Annotated in this window: 19 protein-coding genes; 5 read left to right on the top strand and 14 right to left on the bottom strand. The window is 40.4% G+C overall.

Translation table 11 applies throughout. The annotated features are described in order from the left end of the window. Window positions 1–6: 6 nt before the first annotated feature. The 4 genes from KDU71_RS20025 to KDU71_RS20010 all read right to left on the bottom strand — a co-directional run bounded on the left by KDU71_RS20025 (window position 7) and on the right by KDU71_RS20010 (window position 5119). Complete coding sequence (locus KDU71_RS20025; protein WP_212192896.1) at window positions 7–1464, bottom strand: M28 family metallopeptidase; 1458 nt, start codon at window positions 1462–1464, stop codon at window positions 7–9. Between the two features lie 152 nt (window positions 1465–1616). Continuing rightward, a complete protein-coding gene (locus tag KDU71_RS20020) occupies window positions 1617–2192 on the bottom strand; it encodes an outer membrane beta-barrel protein (RefSeq protein ID WP_212192895.1) in 576 nt (191 codons plus the stop codon). A 56-nt stretch (window positions 2193–2248) separates the two neighbouring features. Then, entirely contained in the window at window positions 2249–2650 is a 402-nt protein-coding gene (locus KDU71_RS20015; RefSeq protein WP_212192894.1) for a hypothetical protein, read from the bottom strand. Window positions 2651–2707: 57 nt separating this feature from the next. Beyond that, window positions 2708–5119 carry a DUF5916 domain-containing protein gene (locus tag KDU71_RS20010; protein WP_212192893.1) on the bottom strand — a complete coding sequence of 804 codons (2412 nt, stop codon included), beginning with the start codon at window positions 5117–5119 and terminating at the stop codon, window positions 2708–2710. Window positions 5120–5367: 248 nt separating this feature from the next. On the opposite strand from KDU71_RS20010, the gene tyrS reads away from it, so the two are divergent. Continuing rightward, a complete protein-coding gene (tyrS, locus tag KDU71_RS20005) occupies window positions 5368–6660 on the top strand; it encodes a tyrosine--tRNA ligase (protein ID WP_212192892.1) in 1293 nt (430 codons plus the stop codon). Window positions 6661–6708: 48 nt separating this feature from the next. Here tyrS and KDU71_RS20000 read toward each other — a convergent pair whose 3' ends face one another. The 10 genes from KDU71_RS20000 to KDU71_RS19955 form a co-directional block, all read right to left on the bottom strand. Further along, on the bottom strand, window positions 6709–7941 hold the full coding sequence (locus KDU71_RS20000) for a PP2C family protein-serine/threonine phosphatase (protein ID WP_212192891.1): 1233 nt from the start codon (window positions 7939–7941) through the stop codon (window positions 6709–6711). Between the two features lie 155 nt (window positions 7942–8096). Then, window positions 8097–8663, bottom strand: a complete 567-nt coding sequence (efp, locus tag KDU71_RS19995; protein ID WP_212192890.1) for an elongation factor P — start codon at window positions 8661–8663, stop codon at window positions 8097–8099. A gap of 109 nt (window positions 8664–8772) precedes the next feature. Beyond that, window positions 8773–9582 carry a DUF3108 domain-containing protein gene (locus KDU71_RS19990; protein ID WP_212192889.1) on the bottom strand — a complete coding sequence of 270 codons (810 nt, stop codon included), beginning with the start codon at window positions 9580–9582 and terminating at the stop codon, window positions 8773–8775. Between the two features lie 79 nt (window positions 9583–9661). Continuing rightward, window positions 9662–10363, bottom strand: coding sequence for a tRNA (adenosine(37)-N6)-threonylcarbamoyltransferase complex dimerization subunit type 1 TsaB (gene tsaB, locus KDU71_RS19985; protein ID WP_212192888.1), 702 nt, complete (start codon window positions 10361–10363; stop codon window positions 9662–9664). 204 nt (window positions 10364–10567) lie between these two features. Beyond that, on the bottom strand, window positions 10568–11836 hold the full coding sequence (locus KDU71_RS19980; protein WP_212192887.1) for an efflux RND transporter periplasmic adaptor subunit: 1269 nt from the start codon (window positions 11834–11836) through the stop codon (window positions 10568–10570). Between the two features lie 142 nt (window positions 11837–11978). After that, complete coding sequence (locus KDU71_RS19975) at window positions 11979–13346, bottom strand: TolC family protein (RefSeq protein ID WP_212192886.1); 1368 nt, start codon at window positions 13344–13346, stop codon at window positions 11979–11981. A 92-nt stretch (window positions 13347–13438) separates the two neighbouring features. Further along, on the bottom strand, window positions 13439–14521 hold the full coding sequence (locus KDU71_RS19970) for an efflux RND transporter periplasmic adaptor subunit (RefSeq protein WP_212192885.1): 1083 nt from the start codon (window positions 14519–14521) through the stop codon (window positions 13439–13441). 40 nt (window positions 14522–14561) lie between these two features. After that, the gene (locus tag KDU71_RS19965) at window positions 14562–15842 is read right to left on the bottom strand and encodes an ABC transporter permease (protein WP_212192884.1); all 1281 of its coding nucleotides are present in this window, start codon (window positions 15840–15842) and stop codon (window positions 14562–14564) included. Between the two features lie 22 nt (window positions 15843–15864). Further along, the gene (locus KDU71_RS19960) at window positions 15865–17115 is read right to left on the bottom strand and encodes an ABC transporter permease (protein WP_212192883.1); all 1251 of its coding nucleotides are present in this window, start codon (window positions 17113–17115) and stop codon (window positions 15865–15867) included. Continuing rightward, complete coding sequence (locus KDU71_RS19955; RefSeq protein WP_212192882.1) at window positions 17112–17858, bottom strand: ABC transporter ATP-binding protein; 747 nt, start codon at window positions 17856–17858, stop codon at window positions 17112–17114. Before KDU71_RS19955 ends, KDU71_RS19960 begins: the two co-directional genes overlap by 4 nt. A gap of 331 nt (window positions 17859–18189) precedes the next feature. Here KDU71_RS19955 and KDU71_RS19950 point away from each other — a divergent pair, with 331 nt between their 5' ends. The 4 genes from KDU71_RS19950 to KDU71_RS19935 are packed head-to-tail and all read left to right on the top strand — an operon-like array spanning window position 18190 to window position 20882. After that, a complete protein-coding gene (locus KDU71_RS19950; RefSeq protein WP_212192881.1) occupies window positions 18190–18726 on the top strand; it encodes an RNA polymerase sigma factor in 537 nt (178 codons plus the stop codon). 3 nt (window positions 18727–18729) lie between these two features. Then, window positions 18730–19281: a hypothetical protein gene (locus KDU71_RS19945; protein WP_212192880.1), complete on the top strand. Its 552-nt coding sequence runs from the start codon at window positions 18730–18732 to the stop codon at window positions 19279–19281. A gap of 6 nt (window positions 19282–19287) precedes the next feature. Further along, complete coding sequence (locus tag KDU71_RS19940) at window positions 19288–20319, top strand: hypothetical protein (protein ID WP_212192879.1); 1032 nt, start codon at window positions 19288–19290, stop codon at window positions 20317–20319. After that, a complete protein-coding gene (locus KDU71_RS19935) occupies window positions 20316–20882 on the top strand; it encodes a peptidylprolyl isomerase (protein WP_212192878.1) in 567 nt (188 codons plus the stop codon). The genes KDU71_RS19940 and KDU71_RS19935 overlap by 4 nt, the downstream gene beginning before the upstream one ends. Window positions 20883–21288: the final 406 nt, after the last annotated feature.

Genomic DNA, 21288 nt, shown 5'->3' with positions numbered 1-21288 from the left:
ATGTATTTAGTCATCTTGTGTGTTAAAAGCGGTTTTTTGGGTAGCTAAAAAGGCGGTTGTAAAAATTAGTCTGACCCGTTGCTCCATTTCCCGATAGTTAATCTTGTCGGGCGTATCACTTGGTTTATGGTAGTCAGGATGCAGGCCACTGAAAAAGCCCAGTACAGGGATGTTAATGCGGTGAAATGCATAATGATCCGATAGCCTTAAAAAGTTACCAAAGCCTTGTGTTTTGTTGTAGTCGTATTGTATAGTGATTGGTGTGAGCAGGTTGTTGGCCACATGTAAAAGTGAATCAAACTCAGGGTAATGATTATTGCCAATAGTGTAGATATAGTTGGACTTATGGGTGGAGTCAATGCGTCCAATCATATCCACATTAATATTGGCCTTGATATTAAAGACATGTTCTTGCGGATGATCGGCAAAATAAAACGCCCCCAATAATCCTTTCTCTTCACCTGAGGTGGCTAAAAACACAATGTTTTTGTCTAGTTTACCCTTCAGTGGAGCAAACGCTTTTGCCAGCTCTATGACAGCTGCCGTGCCGCTGGCATTGTCATCGGCACCAACACATATACCATCATATCGTTCACCCACATGATCGTAATGGGCCGAAATTACAAGCGTTTCTTGTGATTTAGTTTTGCCGGGCAGATAGCCGGCTACATTATTGGCATTGGCTTTTTCAATGATAATAGGGCAAGTGATGGTGAGTTCGGGTTGTGGCAATTGTTTAATAGCTTTGGCTGTTTGATAGCCGGATAATGTTTCAAGCGAGTTGTTAAAAAGCGACTCTAAACAATCATGACTGATAGCAAACGCTTTTGTAAGATTATTGCTAAAAGATGGCCGTGAGCGATAGATGGACTGCTTATTGTGTTTTGCTTTCATTTGTGCGCTCAGCTTTGAAAAAGCATCCGAATCCGATTGATGTACCATAACTAATGCTATTGCACCATCTCTTTTGGTCTTGCTGGCCAATGAATACCAGCTATTAAGGTTATCTGCCAGAGCTACTGCAATTTTATTTTTCATGTTGAGGTGGTCGGTAATAGAATCGTTACCATTTCCAATAAAAATACATTGGCTACTGATTGACGGCTCGATTGGTGCAGTGCTCAGATAAACAATATCTTCATAATGAATTAATTGTTTGTCTTTAAGCTTAAACTGGAAACTATCCCAGCGCCAGCTCCATAGCCCGATATTTTGAAGGTATGTGGTGTCGTTGAAAGGTTTAAGTCCGGCAGACTTAAAATAATTAACAATGTAGCGCGCTGCTTTATGTTCGCCCTCCGAGCCAGTATCACGTCCTTGCAGGCTGTCTGATGCCAATACATAAACATGTTGCTTGAGGCTTGTTGAGTCAATGCTATTCAGGTATTTAGATTTAAACTTGGGCGATTGGGCATTAGCAGATAAGGTGAGTATCGCCAGGGAAATGATTAAGGTTATTTTCATGGTTTATAAGGATTACATTGTTTTTGCGTTTTGAATAAGTTTAAATATAGCCCATTTTTTCATGTAAGAGATAAAAAAAGCCGGCGTTATTGCCGGCTAAATGCTGTTTCTAATGTTAATCTGAATCAGCAATAAACGTTAAATTCAGATTATCAGAAGCGCTTACCAATGGTAATACCAAAGGAATAGGCGCTGTATTCTTCTTTAAAGTCGTAGGTAAACATAGGGGTTAGCTCCCAGCCGTTTTCTATTTCAACTTCATACTCAATTCCTGTTTTAAGCACAAAGAAGGTCTCGGTATCGTGATTTTTAAATTCCCACTCAACACCAGGGCCGGCAAGAATACCTATGCGGTGCGTTGGTTTGTATTTGCCAACGGCTGATACCACTACTACATTATTACGCTCCAGTTCATCATGGTTACTGGTGGTAATGTAATATTGGTCAAGCTCAACATCACCAATGAGGCCAAGGGCCCATTTGTTGTTTAAGGAGTAATAGTAGTCAACTCCAATGGTTGGCACCCATTTTCCTGTGCTCTCTTCATGTGTTTCATGCTCATAAAAAGCCGAAGGAATGTGAGTAAAACCGGTGTAAAGCGACAGTTTGTGTTTGCCATGACTGCTTGTTTCATGGCTTGAGTGTGTTTCGTGCCCGGCATGATGGTCATGCTGAGCCATGGCATTAACAGATAATAATGCCAGTGCAACAATAAGTAATTGTTTCATTCTGCAATTTAATTAATTAGTTATGTTCAAGCAGGGCAAAGGGAGCGGGGTATTGCTTAGTATTTATTGCCTAGTATAACACCATTTAGGAAACCATTGATAAGGGCACTGCCAATATCGTTGGAACCATGTGGGTTAAAACTATCACGTATGCGATTGGTACCAGTATAGCTAAAAAAATCGGCCGGGTAATGTGCCTTATAGGGCATGAGCATGACAGTTGAGTTTTGGGTTACCTGAAATTGCTCGTACATACCCCATTGCTTATAAAGATATATCGGGCGGTTGTGCTTATTAATCTCGCCCGAATTAATATCCAGTTGAATAGGTGTGTAGCTTAATTTCAAATCCAGGCTAACCTGTGTATCCTGTTTGATACTATCGGCCTCGTAGGTATATTGGCCATAGCAGAACAGGCTGCTGCATATCAACAAAAAAAACAGTTTAACTTTTTTCATTTCGATGTTTTGCTAGGATTGTGCGGCAAAGTTACACTTTATTCTTTTGAATTAATATCAGGTGCTCTTTTTAAACACCGAATTGTAATCAATGTAGTAGAGTAATTTAAACGAGAGTGTATTAATCTGTGGGCTGTTTCTGACTATGTCTAGATTCTTCTTGTAACCTTTTGTAACTGTTTCTTCAAGGTGAAAAATGGAGTTCTTCCAACCCAATGTCATTTCCGAACCTGGGGCAAATACCCATCGCACTACCATATCAACATTGAAAGCATTAAAATTATGATCGTGATTGTCATTATAAGCGTGATCAGGTAGCAGGCTACCATCATCCTGCAATAAATAAAAGGACAGGTTTTCAACACTTGACCAATAATGCCTGCTTCGAAGTCTCAGGCTTAACTTATTGTTGAACGTATAAGCCATTTCAAGGATGTTTTCGACGGTGCCCAGGTTACGCTGCGAAAAATGAATAGAGTCCTGAGCTTCATTCTTATCGACATAGCCATAATCATTATTCTCAAAATCATATCCCAACTCATAGTCCAGTATTAGCTTTTGCCCGATGCGCCATTGTATGCCACAGCCCATCCAGTTGCCATCCTGGTTACGTTCAGGTCTGGCATAGCCTCCAAAGTAGCCATAGGCACTTAGTTTTTTGGTCCAATCGGTATGCATAAAAAGATTAATGCGGTAGCCTGGTGGTTTATAAAAATAGCGACCTTTAACACGCGTCTCATCATAGTTGTGCTCTTCCGACATCCAAACCCCATGTACTTCGAAGCCATAATTATTCATAAACTGACCTTCGGTATATACGCTCACTTCCTGATTTTTGATGGCAAATGGCTCCATGTTCATATCATGTTTGTACCTGATTTGACTCATCCACTGCCTGAAAATACTGAACGGTTCAACCTGCTGAAATCGAATAAATGCATCCGTATCGAAAAGGTTATTGCGCCTGAGGTAACCCATGTCATTGGGGTTATAATCTTTTGAGTAGGCTTCTTGCGACATGCCGTATTGCCATTTACCACCATTTTTAGCTAGCTCCAATTCGGTAAACCAGCCTGTTTCCTTATCTTCTGCACCTCTGTGGCTGATGCCTCCTTTACCGCTCAAGGCAAAGTTCAGGCTTTTATCACGAAACTGAAATTCAGTGCCGGTGACATTGGCCATAAACGCGTGATCGTACATGAGCATGTTGGTGTTGATTAGGCTAATGTAAGAGTTGTTTTTTAATGACTGATCCACCACCGTTACATTGTAGTTGGTAAATGGTTGTATCAGAATCTCACGTTGTTGGTTGGTGATTGTATCTCCCAGTGTGGCATGCGAGTTGAGCGACATGGCATTAAGTACGCCAATGGCCATACCACTTTTATTGCGTCCTGATATTTTAGTTGCATTTACCAATTGTGTCTCAGAAGGACGATCGGCGATGATTTCGTTTTCTTGCAGGGCATCGTCGGCATCACCTGCAAATTTGGGCCGGCTGCCAATGCGCCGTGAATAGAAGATATCGGCGCGATCAAACAGTTCCATCCCTTCAGTGAAAAACTGACGGCGCTCATCGTAATATATTTCGTAAGGCGACAGGTTTAGTTGTTTATCATCCGACTGTATCTGTCCAAAATCAGGAATAAGCATCATGTCCAGTGTGAAACTTTCATTGATGCCATATTTAAGGTCCAAGCCGCCTTTGTAAATGAAGTCTGTTTCGCCGCTGTTTTCGTTGTGCTCCAGGTAGGTGGCCATATAAGGAGTAAACGATAGGCGGGTGGGTGGTTTGATGTTACTAATACCAGTAAGTTCTCCTTGTTGGTGGATAAATCCAGAGATGTTCCGATCAATAAAACTCCATGAATTATTCGAATTATAGCGACGGATATTGCGAAACATATTCAATCCCCAGGTATGAATATCTTTTTCAGGAAATCGGAGTGCAGAATAAGGAATACGCATTTCAATTGTCCAGCCTTCATCGGTTATGCAGGTCTTGCTTTCCCATACAGCATCCCAGTTCGCATCTTCACGGTCACGATCACTTTTTATGGCTTTGATATCGGTTTGTATGCCGGCGGGTGTAATAAAAAAGCCATAAGAGAGCTGCCCTTCATTATATGGGTCAAAGTAAACACCAAAATAGTCGGAGGCGCCAATGTTATCTCTTTCAGACAAGTAATTGTAAATACTGTCGGGTGCAGAGTCATGCAATATAGCTCCAAGGTATACCGCTGTTTGGTCATAAAAAAAGTACACCTCGGTTTTTTGCATCGCCGGCTGGCCATTATACGGTTCAAGCTGCACAAAGTCGGTGGCTGCAATGGCACTTTGATAAGCTGTTTCATCGAGAACTCCATCAATTTTTAAGGGTTGATTGAGGTAAATTGCTTCAACCTGTTTCTTTTGTGCTGTGAGTTGCAGACAGCTAATGAAAGTCAGCAGCAGGAAGATAAGTTTCATGGTTAGTGATAGTAGAGTTTAGTGTGTGTTAAAAGATGACTAAAATTACTAAAAAGTTGATGATTCAGAGGTTAATAGCATGTTAAAACCCTCAAGAAGTTCTCTTTGTGCATGGTATATTATCAAATTGTAGTTTTTACCTGCAAAATGGCATACAATTGACATCGGGTTTTTATTATCTTTGTGCTTTTGTTATTAACACATGTATAATAGTGTCTTGCTTAAGACAATAAAATAATGCACTTACCATGAATTTTGTAGAAGAATTAAGATGGCGTGGTATGATCCACGATGTAATGCCAGGTACAGAGGAGCAACTTCAGAAAGAAATGACGTCGGCTTATGTGGGTATCGACCCAACAGCAGATTCTTTACACATTGGTCACCTGGTAAGTGTAATGATGCTTAAACACTTTCAGGTATGTGGACATAAACCAATTGTTTTGGTTGGTGGAGCAACAGGTATGATTGGCGATCCTTCAGGTAAATCTGATGAACGCAACCTGCTGGACGAAGAGCAGTTGCGTAAAAATCAGAATGGCATTAAAAAGCAGCTGTCAAATTTTCTGGATTTTGATTCAGATGCAGAAAATGCAGCCGAAATGGTAAATAACTACGACTGGATGAAGGAGTATTCGTTTCTTGAATTCATTCGCGATATTGGTAAGCACATTACGGTTAATTATATGATGGCCAAAGATTCGGTTAAAAAACGATTGGACGGAAGCTATAAAACCGGTCTCTCTTTCACCGAGTTTACATATCAATTGGTGCAGGGAACGGATTTTTTACACCTGTATAATGAAAAAAATTGTAAGCTTCAGATGGGGGGCTCTGATCAGTGGGGTAATATCACAACGGGTACCGAGTTAATCCGCAGAACAGGAAGTGGAGAAGCATTTGCACTGACTTGTCCGTTAATCAAAAAAGCCGATGGTAAGAAATTTGGAAAGACTGAGTCTGGTAATATATGGTTGGATCCTGTTCGTACATCACCTTATGCATTTTACCAATTTTGGTTAAATACATCAGATGAGGATGCGGAGAAATATATTAAAATCTTTACGTTGCTCTCAAAAGACGAGATTGAGACGCTGATTGAAGAACACAAAGAGCAACCACATAGACGGGCACTGCAGCAACGCTTGGCAAAAGAAGTAACTGTTATGGTGCATTCTGAAGAGGCGTATGAGGCGGCAGTAGAAGCATCTCAAATACTATTTGGTAAAGCTACAACAGAAGCGTTGCGCAAGATTGATGAACAAACACTTTTAGCAGTGTTTGAAGGAGTACCTCAGTTTTTTGTTGATAAAGCTGTTCTGGTTGAAGGCATTAATATTGTTGATTTATTAGCCGAAAAAACAGCCGTCTTTCCATCCAAAGGCGAATTGAGACGTACCATCAAAGGTGGAGGAGTAAGCATGAATAAGGAAAAAGTGACAGATGCAGAGATGACTGTTAAAACAGATGCCTTGCTAAATGACAAATATTTATTGGTGCAAAAAGGTAAGAAAAACTACTTTTTAGTGATAGCACAATAATAAGCGAATAAACAGCATAGTTAAAGCAGGCCGGTTGGTCTGCTTTTTTTATTTGAATTCGAGGCCAATGAGTGAGATGTCGTCAAAGGCTGCACCATCGCTTTCAATACGATCGATGATTGCCCTCAGACCCTGAAAATTCTGTTCAAGTGGATGGTTGTTGTTCATAATTGCTTCGACTTCCTCTGCGCCTGACTCCACCTGGTAGCCATCGTCCAACTCTACCAGGCCATCAGTGAAAGCCAATAGTTTAGAGCCCTTGGGAATGTGTACCTTACCTACTTCAATGGATGGGATGAAGTCGAGCATACCCAATCCAATGCACCCACTTTCCAGATGTACCAGATGCTGTTTCCGGGTGTCGTATAGTAAGGGTGGAAGGTGACCTGCATTTACATAGCTCAAGCGACGGGTTAAAAGGTTGTAGCGGCCAATAAACAAGGTGATAAATTTCTCATTATTCGCACTTTCGTTGACACGAGCATTCAGCTGATGGACCAGTTTCTTTAGGTTGCAGCGGTACGAAAAAAGTGAGCGAATAACCGCCTGGAAGTTGGACATCAGCATGGCGGCTGACATACCTTTACCTGATACGTCGGCAATACAAAAACCAATGGTATTCCTCGACAGGCGAAAAACATCGTAATAATCACCGCCAACGCCCATGTGAGGCTGATAATAGGTGTGAATATCCAGCTTAGAGGTTTTGGGCAATTGGTGCTTGCTTGGTACCAGCTGATTCTGTATTCTGGAAGCCAGCTCCATCTCTCTTTTAATCGCTTCCTGCTCAAGTAGCTCCTGCTGCATGCGCTTGTTTTCAACAAACACAATGATCAGGTTCGAAATAATCTGAATCAGCTTTAGGTGCTTAATCGTTGGGCTAATACCCTGTTGTTCCTCCTCAATATCTCCAATGAGTACATAGCCAATGGCCCTGTATCTGTGAAACAGTGGGATAACCGCATCAAAGCCTTTCAGATTGGGAGGGTGCGATAGCGTAATGCTCTCAATGGTATCATACTGCAATAAATCCTTTTCTACATCAATTGCGGCTGCTTCTTCCTCTGTAACACCAGAAGTTAAAAGGTTCTTCCACTCTTCGTTTGAAAAGGTGTAAACAAGTACTTTGCCCACTTCAAGTTCTTCACGGAGAAGTATTTCAAATTCGGAAAGCAAATCATCGATGGAGTGATCCTCATTGATGGTTTGCGCAATATCAAGGATGATGTTTAATCGGTCCTTGTAAAGTCTTAGTCTTTTCTTTCTTAATTGCGTAACCATATCCGGATAACTCTTTCCAACTAAGGTATTAAAAAAAACCTATAAAAGTCAGGAATTATTGTTACATCGTTGTTTTGGGCTATAAAATACCCTGTTATAAGCTTTTTATAAATAGTTAATTTAAAGTCTATAACAGGGGTTAATGTTGTGCAAAATTATTTTACACGCTCAACATATGAGTTGTCGGAGGTGTTAATTTTGATTTTGTCGCCAGTGTTAATAAATAAAGGTACCATGATGGTTGCTCCTGTAGTTACTGTGGCTGGTTTTAATGAGTTGGTTGATGAAGTATCGCCACGAACACCAGGTTCGGTATAAGTTACCTCAAATACCACGTTAGTAGGCAGGTTTACCATCAATGCTGTTTCTGTATCAGCATGGTATACTACTTCTACTTCCATACCTTCGTTAAGTAAAGATGTATTATCAATCAGCGACTCATCGATAGGAATCTGCTCAAATGTTTCGGCGTTCATGAAATGATAGCCCATGTCATCTTTATATAAGAACTGATGAGGACGACGCTCAACACGTGCTTCATTTACTTTAACGCCTGCGTTAAATGTATTCTCAATAACCTTTCCGGTTGATACATTCTTAAGTTTTGTTCTTACAAACGCAGCTCCTTTACCCGGTTTAACGTGTTGAAACTGTATAATGAAGAATAACTGTCCATTGTACTCAATGCACATTCCATTTCTAAAATCAGCTGTAGTTGCCATACTATTGAAATTGTGATTATTATTATCTTAAAAAACGGTGCAAAAATAAAGTAATTCGCGGAAAAAACGAATTGTGAGAATGAAAAGCTACCAGCTGAGATTGATGTTCTTAATGCCTTACGCTACTAAACGGGTGCTTGAGGCCTTTAAATGATTCGAGGTTGCAGGTGAAAGAGCCCACTGCCAGATCGAACCTGACACGAACCGGAATGCGGTTGCTGTCGCGGCTAATCCATACCTGCATGTCATCTTCTGTTTTAAAAGCACGCCCCACTTCCGTTACCGGTGAAAATTTGTAACACTCAATTTTGCCAAAGTTGGTTTTAATGACCTCCGTGCCGCGGTAGCGTATGCGCAGAGGGAAGTTTTCGTCTGAGAAGTAGGTCATGAACTCAATGACTTCACCCACCTCCAGTTCTTCATTGAACTTATGGTTACGGGCAAAGTAAAAGGCTGAGAGAATATCAAGTATGCCCTCCTGAACCTTGTGTACGCCTGATTTTTTAGAAATAACCTGGGATGAGTCACGGTTATATTCTACTTCATTGTAATAGCGGTAACGGCCTTCGCGAATACTGCGAATGGCTTTTATTGGTTCGTTGGTTTTTATATCAATGAAGCTTTCGTAGCGGTCTCTGATTTTGTAAAGTACATCGGCTACGCCAACTGTTACACCCTTGCCAACTATATGGTGCGTAGCGATATTGTTAATAACCGAATCATTAACCGAGAGGGTGGCCTTACCTCCCGTTACAAACCCATAATTAAGTGAAAAAACTAACTGCTCGCCTCCCTGATAAGCCGCATGAGTAGTTAAAGGGTAGGGAGGGATAAATACGGTATCTTTCTTTTCTTCTTGTGATGCCAGTATATTAACACTAAAAAGTACACAAAACAGAAATATGGTGGCTCGTTTCATAAGCATTCATTTTGAGAATAAGTTAAGGTTACTTACTCTATATGACAAACAAACGCCTGGAATTACTTATATGTTCTGACTATAATATCTTTTTCTTTGGTGTAGTGGCCACAAAATCTTTAAGGTAGAAGGGCTCAAAATAGGCCACATCTTCAAACTTTTCCTGTGCAAAATACTGTTCGGCCAAAGGGGCCAGATTTTTTGCCAAAGGATGACAGTCGTCCAGGAAAACTGCATTTTCATGTTGGATAACTTCTTTGCACTTCTCTGCGCCATTGCCAAAGAAAACAACCTGGTACTGATTAAGCCATTCTTCAAAAGTGGTTTCATCTACAATTTTGGCCGAGATAGCTTCCAGGATGTTAAGTTGTCGATCAAAAACAGCCGTGTACACTTCCATGCGTCGTGCATCCATAAGTGGACAAAAGACTGGTGATAATGAGCCGCTAGCCTGGTGTTGTGCTATAATAGGCTGACTCATAATGTGCATGGAATCAATGGCGATTAATGGTTTGTTTAAGGCATAGCATATACCTTTAGCTGTAGAAACACCAATACGCAGACCAGTGTACGAACCAGGACCACTACTGACAGCTACGGCATCAATGTCTTTAATATCGGGCGTTTCACCTAACTCAAATAATTCTTCAATAAGAAGTGTTAAGTTGGTGGCATGTGAATTAACCTGGTAAAGCTCTTTTGATTCAACAACTTTCCCGTTTTCACTATATGCCACTGAACATACGCCTGTTGACGTCTCTATACTTAAAATTTTTGCCATGCTATATGTTTGTTTTGAGTTATATAACAGTAACTTAAATGCTGTAAATTTTTCACTCCAGCTACTAGTCAATATAATCGCCACATGAATAAATCATTGTTGCGCAAAATTAAGAAATAGTTTGATAGATGGAAATGGTTATAAATCAAAGCGGGCCTTTAAACAATCGTTTAAAGGCCCGGTGTATGTTGTTATCGAATTCAATTATTCTTTCTTGTCTTCAAATAATTTATCAACGACCTGGACAGGTGTTTCATTGTTTAGTTTTCTTGAGATGGCTGAGTATGGACCACTGATGACCTCATCTTCTTCTACCAGCCCTTCTAATATTTCAATGTGTTTGGTGTTCTGAATACCCGGCACTACCTTTTTCTGAATAGCTTTACCGTTTTCTACCACAAATACCACTTCCAGTCGCTTGTCTTTGTCCGCTTCTACTTTTGTAGAATCACTCTGGATAGTATCAGGACGGGTGGTTACCGATTGGATAGGAATGGTTAGTGTGTTGTACCTGGTGTTGGTTTGTATATCAACCGTAGCTGACATGCCCGGGCGGAAAGGATACCTGTTTTTAATGTCTTTAGTTGCTAAATGCTCATAGGATTCAGGCAGTATCAGTACCCTAACCTCAAAATTGGTAATTTGATCGGCACTGGCACCTTGTGTTTTGGCTGAGTTGGCTATTTGCGTTACAATACCTTTAAACTTTTGCTTCAGGTAGGCATCCACCTCAATGAGGCAGGTATCGTACTGACTAACTCGAATGATGTCATTCTCATTCACATTTACCAGTACCTCCATCTGATGCAGGTTGGCCAGAGTCATCATTTCCGTGCCTTCAAACTGAGCCGTTCCTACAACACGCTCGCCTTTTTCTACATTGAGGCGTGATATGGTGCCGTCCATAGGTGCATAAATGGTTGTTTTATTAAGGTTATCGCTGGCTTCGTTCAATGATGCTTTAGAGTTACGCAATGCAGCTTCAGCAGAAGATTTGTTGGCTTTTGCAATTTCATATTCAGATTCAACCTGTTCAAAATCAGATTCAGAGATGGTTTTGTCTGCCCATAATTGTTTATTGCGTTCGTAATTGAGTTCCTTTTGTTGCAGCTGAGCTTCGGCTTGTAAAAGGTTGGCTTCGGCAGATTTTAGCGATGCCTGCATTTTCTCAAAGTTACGCTGGTATATATCGGGCTGAATACGCGCCAGCATTTGCCCTCTTTTTACTTCCTGGCCTTCTTCAATCAGTAACTCCAGAATCTCACCTGAAACATCAGAGCTGATTTTAACTTCCACCATTGGCTTAATCTTGCCGTTGGCTGTAATGGACTCGGTAATTGTGCGGAGTTGTGCTTTCTCGGTGAGTACTTTTTCCTGGTATTCCTGGCCAATCCAGCCTTGTTTTTTTCCTATAACTAAAACAATAATAATAATGAAGATGGCAGCAATGGCTATAACTACGGGTTTTTTCATAGGTTCAGTAATTTATCGGCTAATTTAATCATTCAAAATAAAAAAGCGGCCATTAACAAAAGGAATTCTTATACTAAAACACCGGATAATGCTGGCAACTATCCGGTGTTTTAAAATAAAGGGTAAAAAGGGTATTATGAATCTATAGTTCGATAGGAATTCCTTTATAGAAATCAAGGATCTTTGTACGCAAAATGTATTCGTATTTTGATTGTAATAAATCCGACTGGGCCCTGGTATAATCTGTTTTCGCCACATTATAGTCCACCGAATTCACTAATCCAACATTAAATTTCTTTTCGGTGTATCTGAATGATTCAGCAAAGGAGTTGACAGCTTCCTGACTAGATAAGAACTTATTGTAGGCTGCCATTGCATCGGCATAGGCCTGCTGAATGTTCTTACGCAGGTTAAGTTTTTCTTGCTTAAGTTGAAACTGGGCATCTGCTACTCCAAGTTTGGCGTTAGCCACATTATTACGGGTTTGTAAGCGGTTGAAGATAGGAATGTTTAAACGGGCACCAATGTATGTGTTGCGATTGGTCTTAAACTGTTCGTTTAGCGAACGATTAGAGTCATAAGGATCGCCCACCAACCAGTTGGCATTGGTTGACATGCCAGCACCTAATCCCAGAGTTGGATAGTAATTGCCTTTGGCAATTTTTAAGTCATATTCCTTACTTTCGGTATTGTAGGTGGCACTTTTTATTTCAGGCATAATGCCAAGTGCTGTCATGTAAATATCCGTTGGTGGTTCAGGTGTAAAAACAGTTAGTTCCGGTAGTACAGGTATTTGAATATCAAACTCAACAGGTCTTTCCAGATCAAGCAGTTGTGCCAGATTCAGTAATGAAAGGGCCAGGTTATTTTCTTGCTGGGTAACATTCAATGCTTCCTTGGCCGCCTGCGATTTAATTTCCAGGTAGCTGCCCATTGCCTGACTGCCTGCATCAACCAGTTTTTTTGTTCTTTCAGCTTGTAGCTTACTGGTTTCATATTGCTCTTTCGCTACGTTAAGAAGCTCTTTGTTAAAAAGTATCTGCAGATAATGACCAGTTATTTGGAGGCCAATGTCATTCTTTGTTTTTTGCATATCTTCAATGGCGGCCAATAAGTCAACCTGATTTCGTTTGATGGTATTGTTATTGGTAAAACCACTAAAAACATTCATGCTACTACTGGCGCTAATGCCAAACGAACGTAGATCCTGATCAACATTCGTAGCTTCCTGTTGCACCCAGGTATAACCAAAGCTAACAGACCCATCACTATTGGCATTTAAATCAGGTAAGCGGTTGAGTTTACTTTGCTTTAACTGATTCTCCTGGTATTCGGTATTGATGGCCTGACGCTGTATAGTGATATTATTTTCATGCGCGTAGTTGATGCATTCCAGCAACGACCATTGCTTTTTATTCTCGCCCCAAACCTGCTTCAGGCTATCTTGTGCTTTTATATTGGGCAAAGCAAACAGTATGCAGGCAAGTGCAATAATAGATTTCCGTATCATAGATAATTCTTTTATAGGGTGTGAGCCTAATTGTTTCTCTTCAGGTAAAAATTAGAACTAAATTGTTAATAAAAATATCAATTATTATTCAATTAGCTTTTAGGAATCTTAATTTTATCCTCTTTTGACAGTCCTTCGGTGATTTCGATTTTGATACCATCCGATAGGCCGGTTGTCACCAGGCGCTTTTCAAACAGTTGTTCCCCAGTTTCTATCTCTACAAATGCTGAGTCGTTGCTAAACGTGATTAGTTTTTCTTTGATGGCTAAAACGCTATCTCTGCGGTCAAGCACAATATCAGCAGTGGCACTGTAGCCGGCTCTGATGAACTGGCCTTCCTTTAATTTAACGGCCGCCTTAATCTCAAACTGAATAGCGCCGTTTTCTTCCACACCTTTCGGAGCAATAGATTCCAGAAAAGCATCGTAATTCTCATCTTCGATGGCCCCAATAGACAGCAATAGCGCCATGCCTTGCTTAATCTTGCCAACCTCAGTTTCGTCTACCTTACCTTCAAATACCATTTTGCCCATATCGGCTACAACAGCAATGGTTGTTCCATCGTTGAAGGTGTTACTTTTAATCACCGAATTACCTTCTTTAATAGGTACATCCAGCACCATACCAGTGATGGTAGAACGAATTAAGGTATTGGTTTGGTTCTTCGAGTTGCTCGTTACACCCTCCTTAATCAGTTGTAAATTGTTTTCGGCAGCCAGTTTATCCGCTTCAGCTGTCTCAAATCGTAATTGTTCTTCCAGGAATTCAGATTCAGGAATAACGCCAGTATCGAATAACTCCTTTTTGCGATTGAATTCAACTTTAGCATTCTTGAAGCTGATTTCGGCTCTTTTTAATTGCGCTTCTGCATTGTTCACCTGAATCATTTCGGGAATAATTTGCACCTTAGCAATCAGGTCGCCTTTCTTTACTTCATCACCTGCTTCAACAAATATTTCGGTGATGATGCCCGACTCCTGAGGTTTGATCTCAATCTCTTTCCTGGGTACGACGGAACCAGTAGCAACTGTTTTCTTGATAATGTTGGTAACTTCTGCCGTCTCAGTTTCGTAAACTACAGGATCTTTTTTCGACTGATTGTATAAGTAAAATACCACCCAGGCAAATAATGCGATAAAAACAACGCTACCTAATATTTTTAATACCTTCTTCATGAGTTTAGATTTTTTATAGTTTCTAGTATGTTCAAATTTTTTATTCGTGTCTTAAGGCTTCAATTGGTTTAATCTTAATGGCTTTCATAGCTGGTATGAGTCCGGCTATTAAACCTACCAAGATGAGCATCATGAGTGCTGCAATGGCCAGTGGTAATCCAACTTCGGGGTTTAGGAAGAATGTTTCATCTTCCACATTGCCAGCTGCCCTAGAGGCGTCAACCGCCATATCTACCAAGTACAATACAACTGTGCCAAATGCGAGGCCGATAAAGCCGGCGATGGTGGTCAGGAATACAGACTCGGTTAATAACTGGCCCACAATCATTGCAGGGCGGGCCCCAATAGCGCGTTGAATGCCAATTTCTTTGGTTCGCTCTTTAACGATGACCAGCATAATATTACTGATACCAACTGCTCCGGCAATTAAAGTCCCAATTCCAACTACCCATATAAGGATGTCAATGCCCAGGAAAATGAAGTTCATGGTTTTGATCTGGTTCTCCAGATCAAACTTGCCAATAGCTTCCTTGTCGTCGGGCGAAAGTTTGTGGTTGCTCTGCAGGATTGGTGAAATTTTGTCGATCACTGTTTGTACCTTAACGCCTTTCTTGGCAATTAATCCAAAGTAATGCACCTGGTCGCCATAATTAAAGGTTTGTTGCATGGCAGTAAAGGGCAGGTAGACAGTTTCCTTTTTGTTGCTTCCAATGTTTATCTTTGGATTATTTGATTTAAAAACGCCAACCACCATGAAATACACACCATTAACGCGCAGGTATTCCCCAACCGGATCTTCGCCTTCATCGAACATTACTTCATAAACTTTTTCGCCAATGATGCAGACTTTGCGTTTCAGTTTAATGTCCTCATCGTTAATGTAACGGCCATAAGGCATGCTGCAGGGGTCTATCTCCCGATAGCTGGGGTAGTCACCCATCACATTAAATGCGCCAGAGCGTTTGCCTCTCACAATGTTTTCACCACTACGCAGGTTCCAGCCATTCAATCGGGGTGAAATTACTTCTACCTCTGGTACCTGATCTCTGATGGCTTCAATATCATCATTATTGATTTGCCAGTGACGCCCGCGTTTAAAACCTTCGTAGGCAATAGTAGTGTTCTCGGCCCACATAAAACCGCTGTTTGTAGCAAAGTCTTTAACACCCTCATATACACCGTTCTTGAGGCCATTGCCTGAGCCGGTCATAACAATGAGCATGAAGATGGCCCAAAACACACCAAAGGCTGTCAGAACACTTCTTAGTTTATTTTTTTTGATAGCATTAAATATTTCCTGCCACCTATCTTTATCAAACATAGCTTTAGACTTTGGGTTAGATTTATTCGTCGTGTAATGCTTCAATTGGTCGTATAGCAGATGCTTTACGGGCCGGGATGTAACCGGCTATCAATCCGGCTGTCACTAATATGGCTAAAGCCCATAGTGCCACGCCTAAATCGGCTGAAGGGTTGAAAAAGGCTCTTTGTACATCCTGATTCTGTGTGGCTATCTGTTGCAGGATGGCTGAAACACCAGCCAATAATCCCATGCCGGCCACCAATCCAAAGAATCCTGCCAGGGCAGTTATCAAAACAGATTCAGATAATACCAGCCTGATGATTGAAAAAGGAGAAGCGCCAATAGCTTTGCGAATACCAATTTCTTTTGTTCGTTCTTTTACCAGGATGATCATAATGTTGCTGACTCCAACAATACCTGCTATAATGGTCATAATTCCAATAACCCAAACAAACATGCGGATGCCGGCAAAAACGCCTTGTGCCTGTTTAAAACTTTCCAGGGTATTCCAAATACCAATGGCCTGCTGGTCATCTGGTGCCACCCGATGACGTTCCATCAGCGTATTTCTTACTTCATCTTCTATTCGTTTGTTTTCAGCAACCGATGTGGCATTGGTTGATATGGCCATCTCTGTCAGGCGGTTGTTGCCATTAAACACTCGCTGGGTTGTTGTAAGCGGCATATACAACTGTTTTCGGTCTTTGTCTTCCGGATCAACAAATGTTCCTACCACCATAAAAGGCACTCCACTTATCCGGATGTATTTGCCCATGGGATCTTCATCCTTAAAAAGATGTTTTTGTACCGGTTCCGAAATAATAACTGATTTTCTGAATTGCTTGACATCTATTTCGTTAATGTATCGGCCTTGCTGGATGTCAACTAATTGAATCTTCTTAAACTCCGGCATAACGCCTTCAATGCGGAAGTCGCCATATTCATTTTTGTAAGTTACTCCAAAGTCACCCCAAAGATGAAAGCGGCCTGAGAAGTTATCCATGTCATCTTCAAACTTGCGCTTTAGCATTTCGCCATCGGCTACCGTGAAGTTAATGCGGCGCCCTGCTTTAAGTCCATCATGAGCGACTTGTGTCCGGCGACTCCAAATCCATAAAGCATTTTTAGATGTGCCTCTGAAATTAAATTCCATGCCATTTTCAAGTCCTTTACCCGAGCCCAACAGTATGATGAGCATGAATATACCCCAGGCTACACTAAAGCCTGTCATGATGGCTCGAAGCTTGTTCTGCTTAAGTGTGGAAAATATTTCCTGTAAATAATCAATCATGATAATACAGACTTGTGCGAGGTGAAAATTTGACTGTTGTCGGCTGATGTGCCTTGATGATTAGTGCTATTGGATTCAATAATACCATCTTTCAGACGAATGACACGTTGGGTCATATCTGCAATGTCGTTTTCGTGCGTTACTATAATAACGGTGATTCCCGAAGCATTCACTTCTTTCAGGATGTCCATCACTTCATAGGATGTTTGTGTGTCTAAGGCACCGGTTGGCTCATCGGCAAGGATGACTTTGGGGGAAGATATTAATGATCGAGCAATGGCAATGCGCTGTTTCTGTCCACCGGACAGTTCGCTGGGTAAATGGTTCCACCACTCTTTCAAGCCCAGCCGATCGAGTAACTCAAGAGCTTTGGCATTGCGCTTTTTCCGACTAACGCCTTGGTAGTATAAGGGGAGTGCAACATTCTCCATTGCATTTTTAAACGAAATAAGGTTGAATGATTGAAAGATAAAGCCAATATACTTGTTGCGAAACGCTGCAGCCTTTCGTTCATTCATTTGCTGAATAAGAATATCATTGAGGTAATACTCACCAGCATCATAATTATCGAGTATGCCCAGAATGTTGAGTAGAGTTGATTTACCTGAACCGGAAGATCCCATGATAGAAACCATCTCGCCTTCCTGAATGTCAATGTCAAGCCCCTTAAGTACGTGAAGAGAGTTGCTGCCTGTGATATAAGATTTGTGAAGTTGATTCACTCTAATAATGCTTTGGCTCATAATGTTTTTTCTTAGATATATAGATTCTAACGGGTTCAATACATAATAGCAATGGATGTGCCACACGTTTAAAAGTTCACTTATTCAGTGTGTTATGGCTGTTGTTTTTTGGTTTACACCTATTTTAACCTTAGATTTACTTTAATTTTGTTCGGTTTCGAACACATGATTTTTGTTAGGCTTTACAAATAGGACGATTGAGGGTCCTAATCGGTTACAGTGTTCGAGGTGTGCGTTTTCGAACAAATCGATTGTTTTTAATGGTGATGCACGTTTTTATTCGACCGCAATGCCGTCTTTGCGTATCATATGTAAACATTGAATATGTTTGATGACTGAAGAACAATTAATAAATAGTAGTAAGCAGGGAAATAAGTTGGCCTTTGCACAGCTGATAGATAAGTATACCAGTTATTTGTATCAATTAGTTTTCCGTATCATTAACAATGAGGAGGAATCAAAAGATATTTTGCAGGATACATTTATTGTAGTGTGGCAGAAGTTGAGCCAATACGATGCCGGGAAGTCAAAATTTACAACCTGGCTGTATACTATTGCAACTCGTCAGGCGATTAGTTCCTTGCGAAAGAGGAAACATCACATACCAGTGGACGATGGAGTTGTGTCGAAATATTGTGAGGATGCGTATTATCAATTAGCAAATAAAGAAGTTGGTGAGTTAATTCTAAAGGCTACTAAAAACTTATCACCTTTACAAAAAGTGGTATTCGTGCTCCGTGATGTGGAAGAGTTGGAAGTAGATGAGGTAAGGCAGATTACTGGTTTATCGGCTAAGCAGATTAAAGACAATTTGTATGTAGCGCGTAAGCTTATCAGGGACCGCCTTATGAAACATGTAACAGGATAGATAATGGAAAAGGATGTTTATAAGCGATTTGTTGAGGATGTGAAAAGGACAGACTTGAGGATGTCGGATGAGGACATCTTTAAACAAAGATTATTGCAGAAGATTGACCAACCTCGCAACAACAGCAACAGACTGATACAAGTACTTAGGGTAGCAGCTTCTATAGTCCTATTGCTAAGTTTGGGTACATATATTTGGATGGAAGTAGATACCAGAGAGCAAAGGTGGCTGGTTGAGCAGCAAATAAACGGCAATCAGTTGGTGCAACCTTCATCTGGGTCGTGTAAGCAGGCGGTTAATGAAATAATGACATTATTAGCCAGCTCAGAATCACTGCCATTTAGTAATAAGGGTGTAGCTCTTAGTAAGGTTCACCTGAAGCAGATCAAAAACGAAAATGCCGAGTTGTTTGTAATGCTGGAAAGGGTGCTTGTATACATGGAACAATTTTATCCATCAGACTATGCCGCTTTTCAGTCTGGCGAAACAGTGCAGTTAACAGCCTGGCAATTAAGAAAAGAATATGATGTGTGTAACTGGATAACCAATAACTAGTGCGCTATGAAAACAAAAATATTATTGATTGCGCTGGTGCTTATTGTATCGGCTTGCAAAGATTTAAGGTATCATTATTATACACGAATAAATGATGATGGGACCATTTTTAAACGAATTGTAGCAGAAGGTGATTCTTCAAAAATATATTCCAATCCCTTTTCCTTTGATATTAATGATGGATGGAGTGTGAGTTATGATAAGAAAATAGATAAAAATAGCGAGGATACCTTGTTCGTCGTAATTGTAGAGAAGACTTTTCTGAATGTTACAGCGGTGAATAAAGACCTTGTGCCTGAAAATGATTCCGTATACAAGGATAATATCTCGCTCAGTATAAATAGTAAATTCAGAGGCTTTTTCACCTTTCACAAGTATAGCGAGACATTTAAACAACGGTTTCCGTTTAAACATTTGTCTGTTGATGATTATCTGAGTAGTGATGAATATGCATACTTCTTCGAAGATGATACATCTATTGTTCAAAACATGAGTGAAGCTGATGTTGAAGCTTTCGAAGAGCAAGGTGAAGAGAAATTTTGGGATTATCTGACAAGCACTTTAGGGATTGAGTTTGTTCAACTTACTGATGAATTGGCTCATCAATCGCAAAAAGAAGGTTTAACGGAATCTGATTCGCTGTTCGTTCTACAACTGTTTAAATCGTCTGTTGATGATGGTCCCGAGCTGGTTGAAATTTGCCAGTTAACTGATCAGCAAATGAATGCAACCTGGTTAAGTGAAGCCTATGCTGATGGCTATTTTGAGCACTTTGAAAAGCAGATTGATGATGAAGTTATAATGCTGGATGATAACGATTATAGCGCTGAGATTGAAATTCCGGGCTTATTATTCGCAACCAATGCCAATAGTATAGACAATAATAGCGCTAAATGGAGTTTTTGTCGTGGCAGCTTTCTATATAAAGATTATACCCTTACTCTTGAATACCGTACCATTAATTATTGGGCTTTTATTATAATTGCAGTGCTGTTTATTATCTTGGTAGTATCGTTTATAGTTAAAAGAAGAGCATGAAATATTTTTTATCAATAAGTCTGTTGCTGTTATTGTTGGGTTGTAAGGAAAATCCTAGGGTGGTTGTAGAGACAGAGTTGGGTGATATTCTAATTGAAATATATCAAGATAAAGCGCCGGTCACAACAAATAATTTTTTGAAGTATGTAAATGATGGAAGATATGATAGTGCGGGTTTTTATAGAGTTGTAAATAAGGATAATCAGGAAGGTGTTGAGGTTAAGATAGATGTTATTCAAGGCGGACTGTTTGAAGAAGAACATCCTTTGGTGTTAAAAAGTATATTACATGAATCGACGAACCAAACAGGCGTGTTGCACGAAGATGGTACTATAAGTATGGCTCGACTGGAGCCGGGAAGTGCATCTTCTGAATTTTTTATTTGCATTGGCAATCAGCCGGAGTTGGATTATGGTGGTAAGAGGAATTCTGATGGGGAAGGGTTTGCGGCATTTGGTAAAGTAATAAAAGGAATGGATGTTGTAAGAAAAATCTGGGCATTGAGCAATACAGATCAATTGTTAGATGAGCAGGTAGTCATATACAATATGCATCAGTTATAACTACTCATCAAAGAATCCATATTTGCGGTATGTTGTTTTTCTCAAAAAAAATCTCCCTCTCCAACTCTCACCCATTCAGCCTCTAAGCTATCAATGCCTCACGTGCGCCATCATTTTTCTCGATTTTCCATTTGGATAATAAAAAAATACTCTCTTATTTTGCACCCGCTTTTGAGAACAACGGTTGTCATGAAAAGCAGGATTGATAGGGGCTGCAGGCTTTTATTGATACGTATTGAGAGGTAAAAAAGGGCGTAGTCTTGACAAGGAGGATAAGAGGTAATATCTTAGTTTTCCTGACTCAAAAAAAAGCTAAAAGTTTTTCAAAAATAGTTTTGGATATTAAAAATAAAAACCTTTATCTTTGCAGCCGCAAAAACAACAAGGGTTGTTAGTCACGGCGGGG

Source organism: Carboxylicivirga sediminis (genome assembly GCF_018156225.1).
Taxonomy (GTDB): domain Bacteria; phylum Bacteroidota; class Bacteroidia; order Bacteroidales; family Marinilabiliaceae; genus Carboxylicivirga; species Carboxylicivirga sediminis.
Note: the sequence above shows the minus strand (reverse complement) of the source record. Positions and strands in the feature narration are given on the sequence as shown.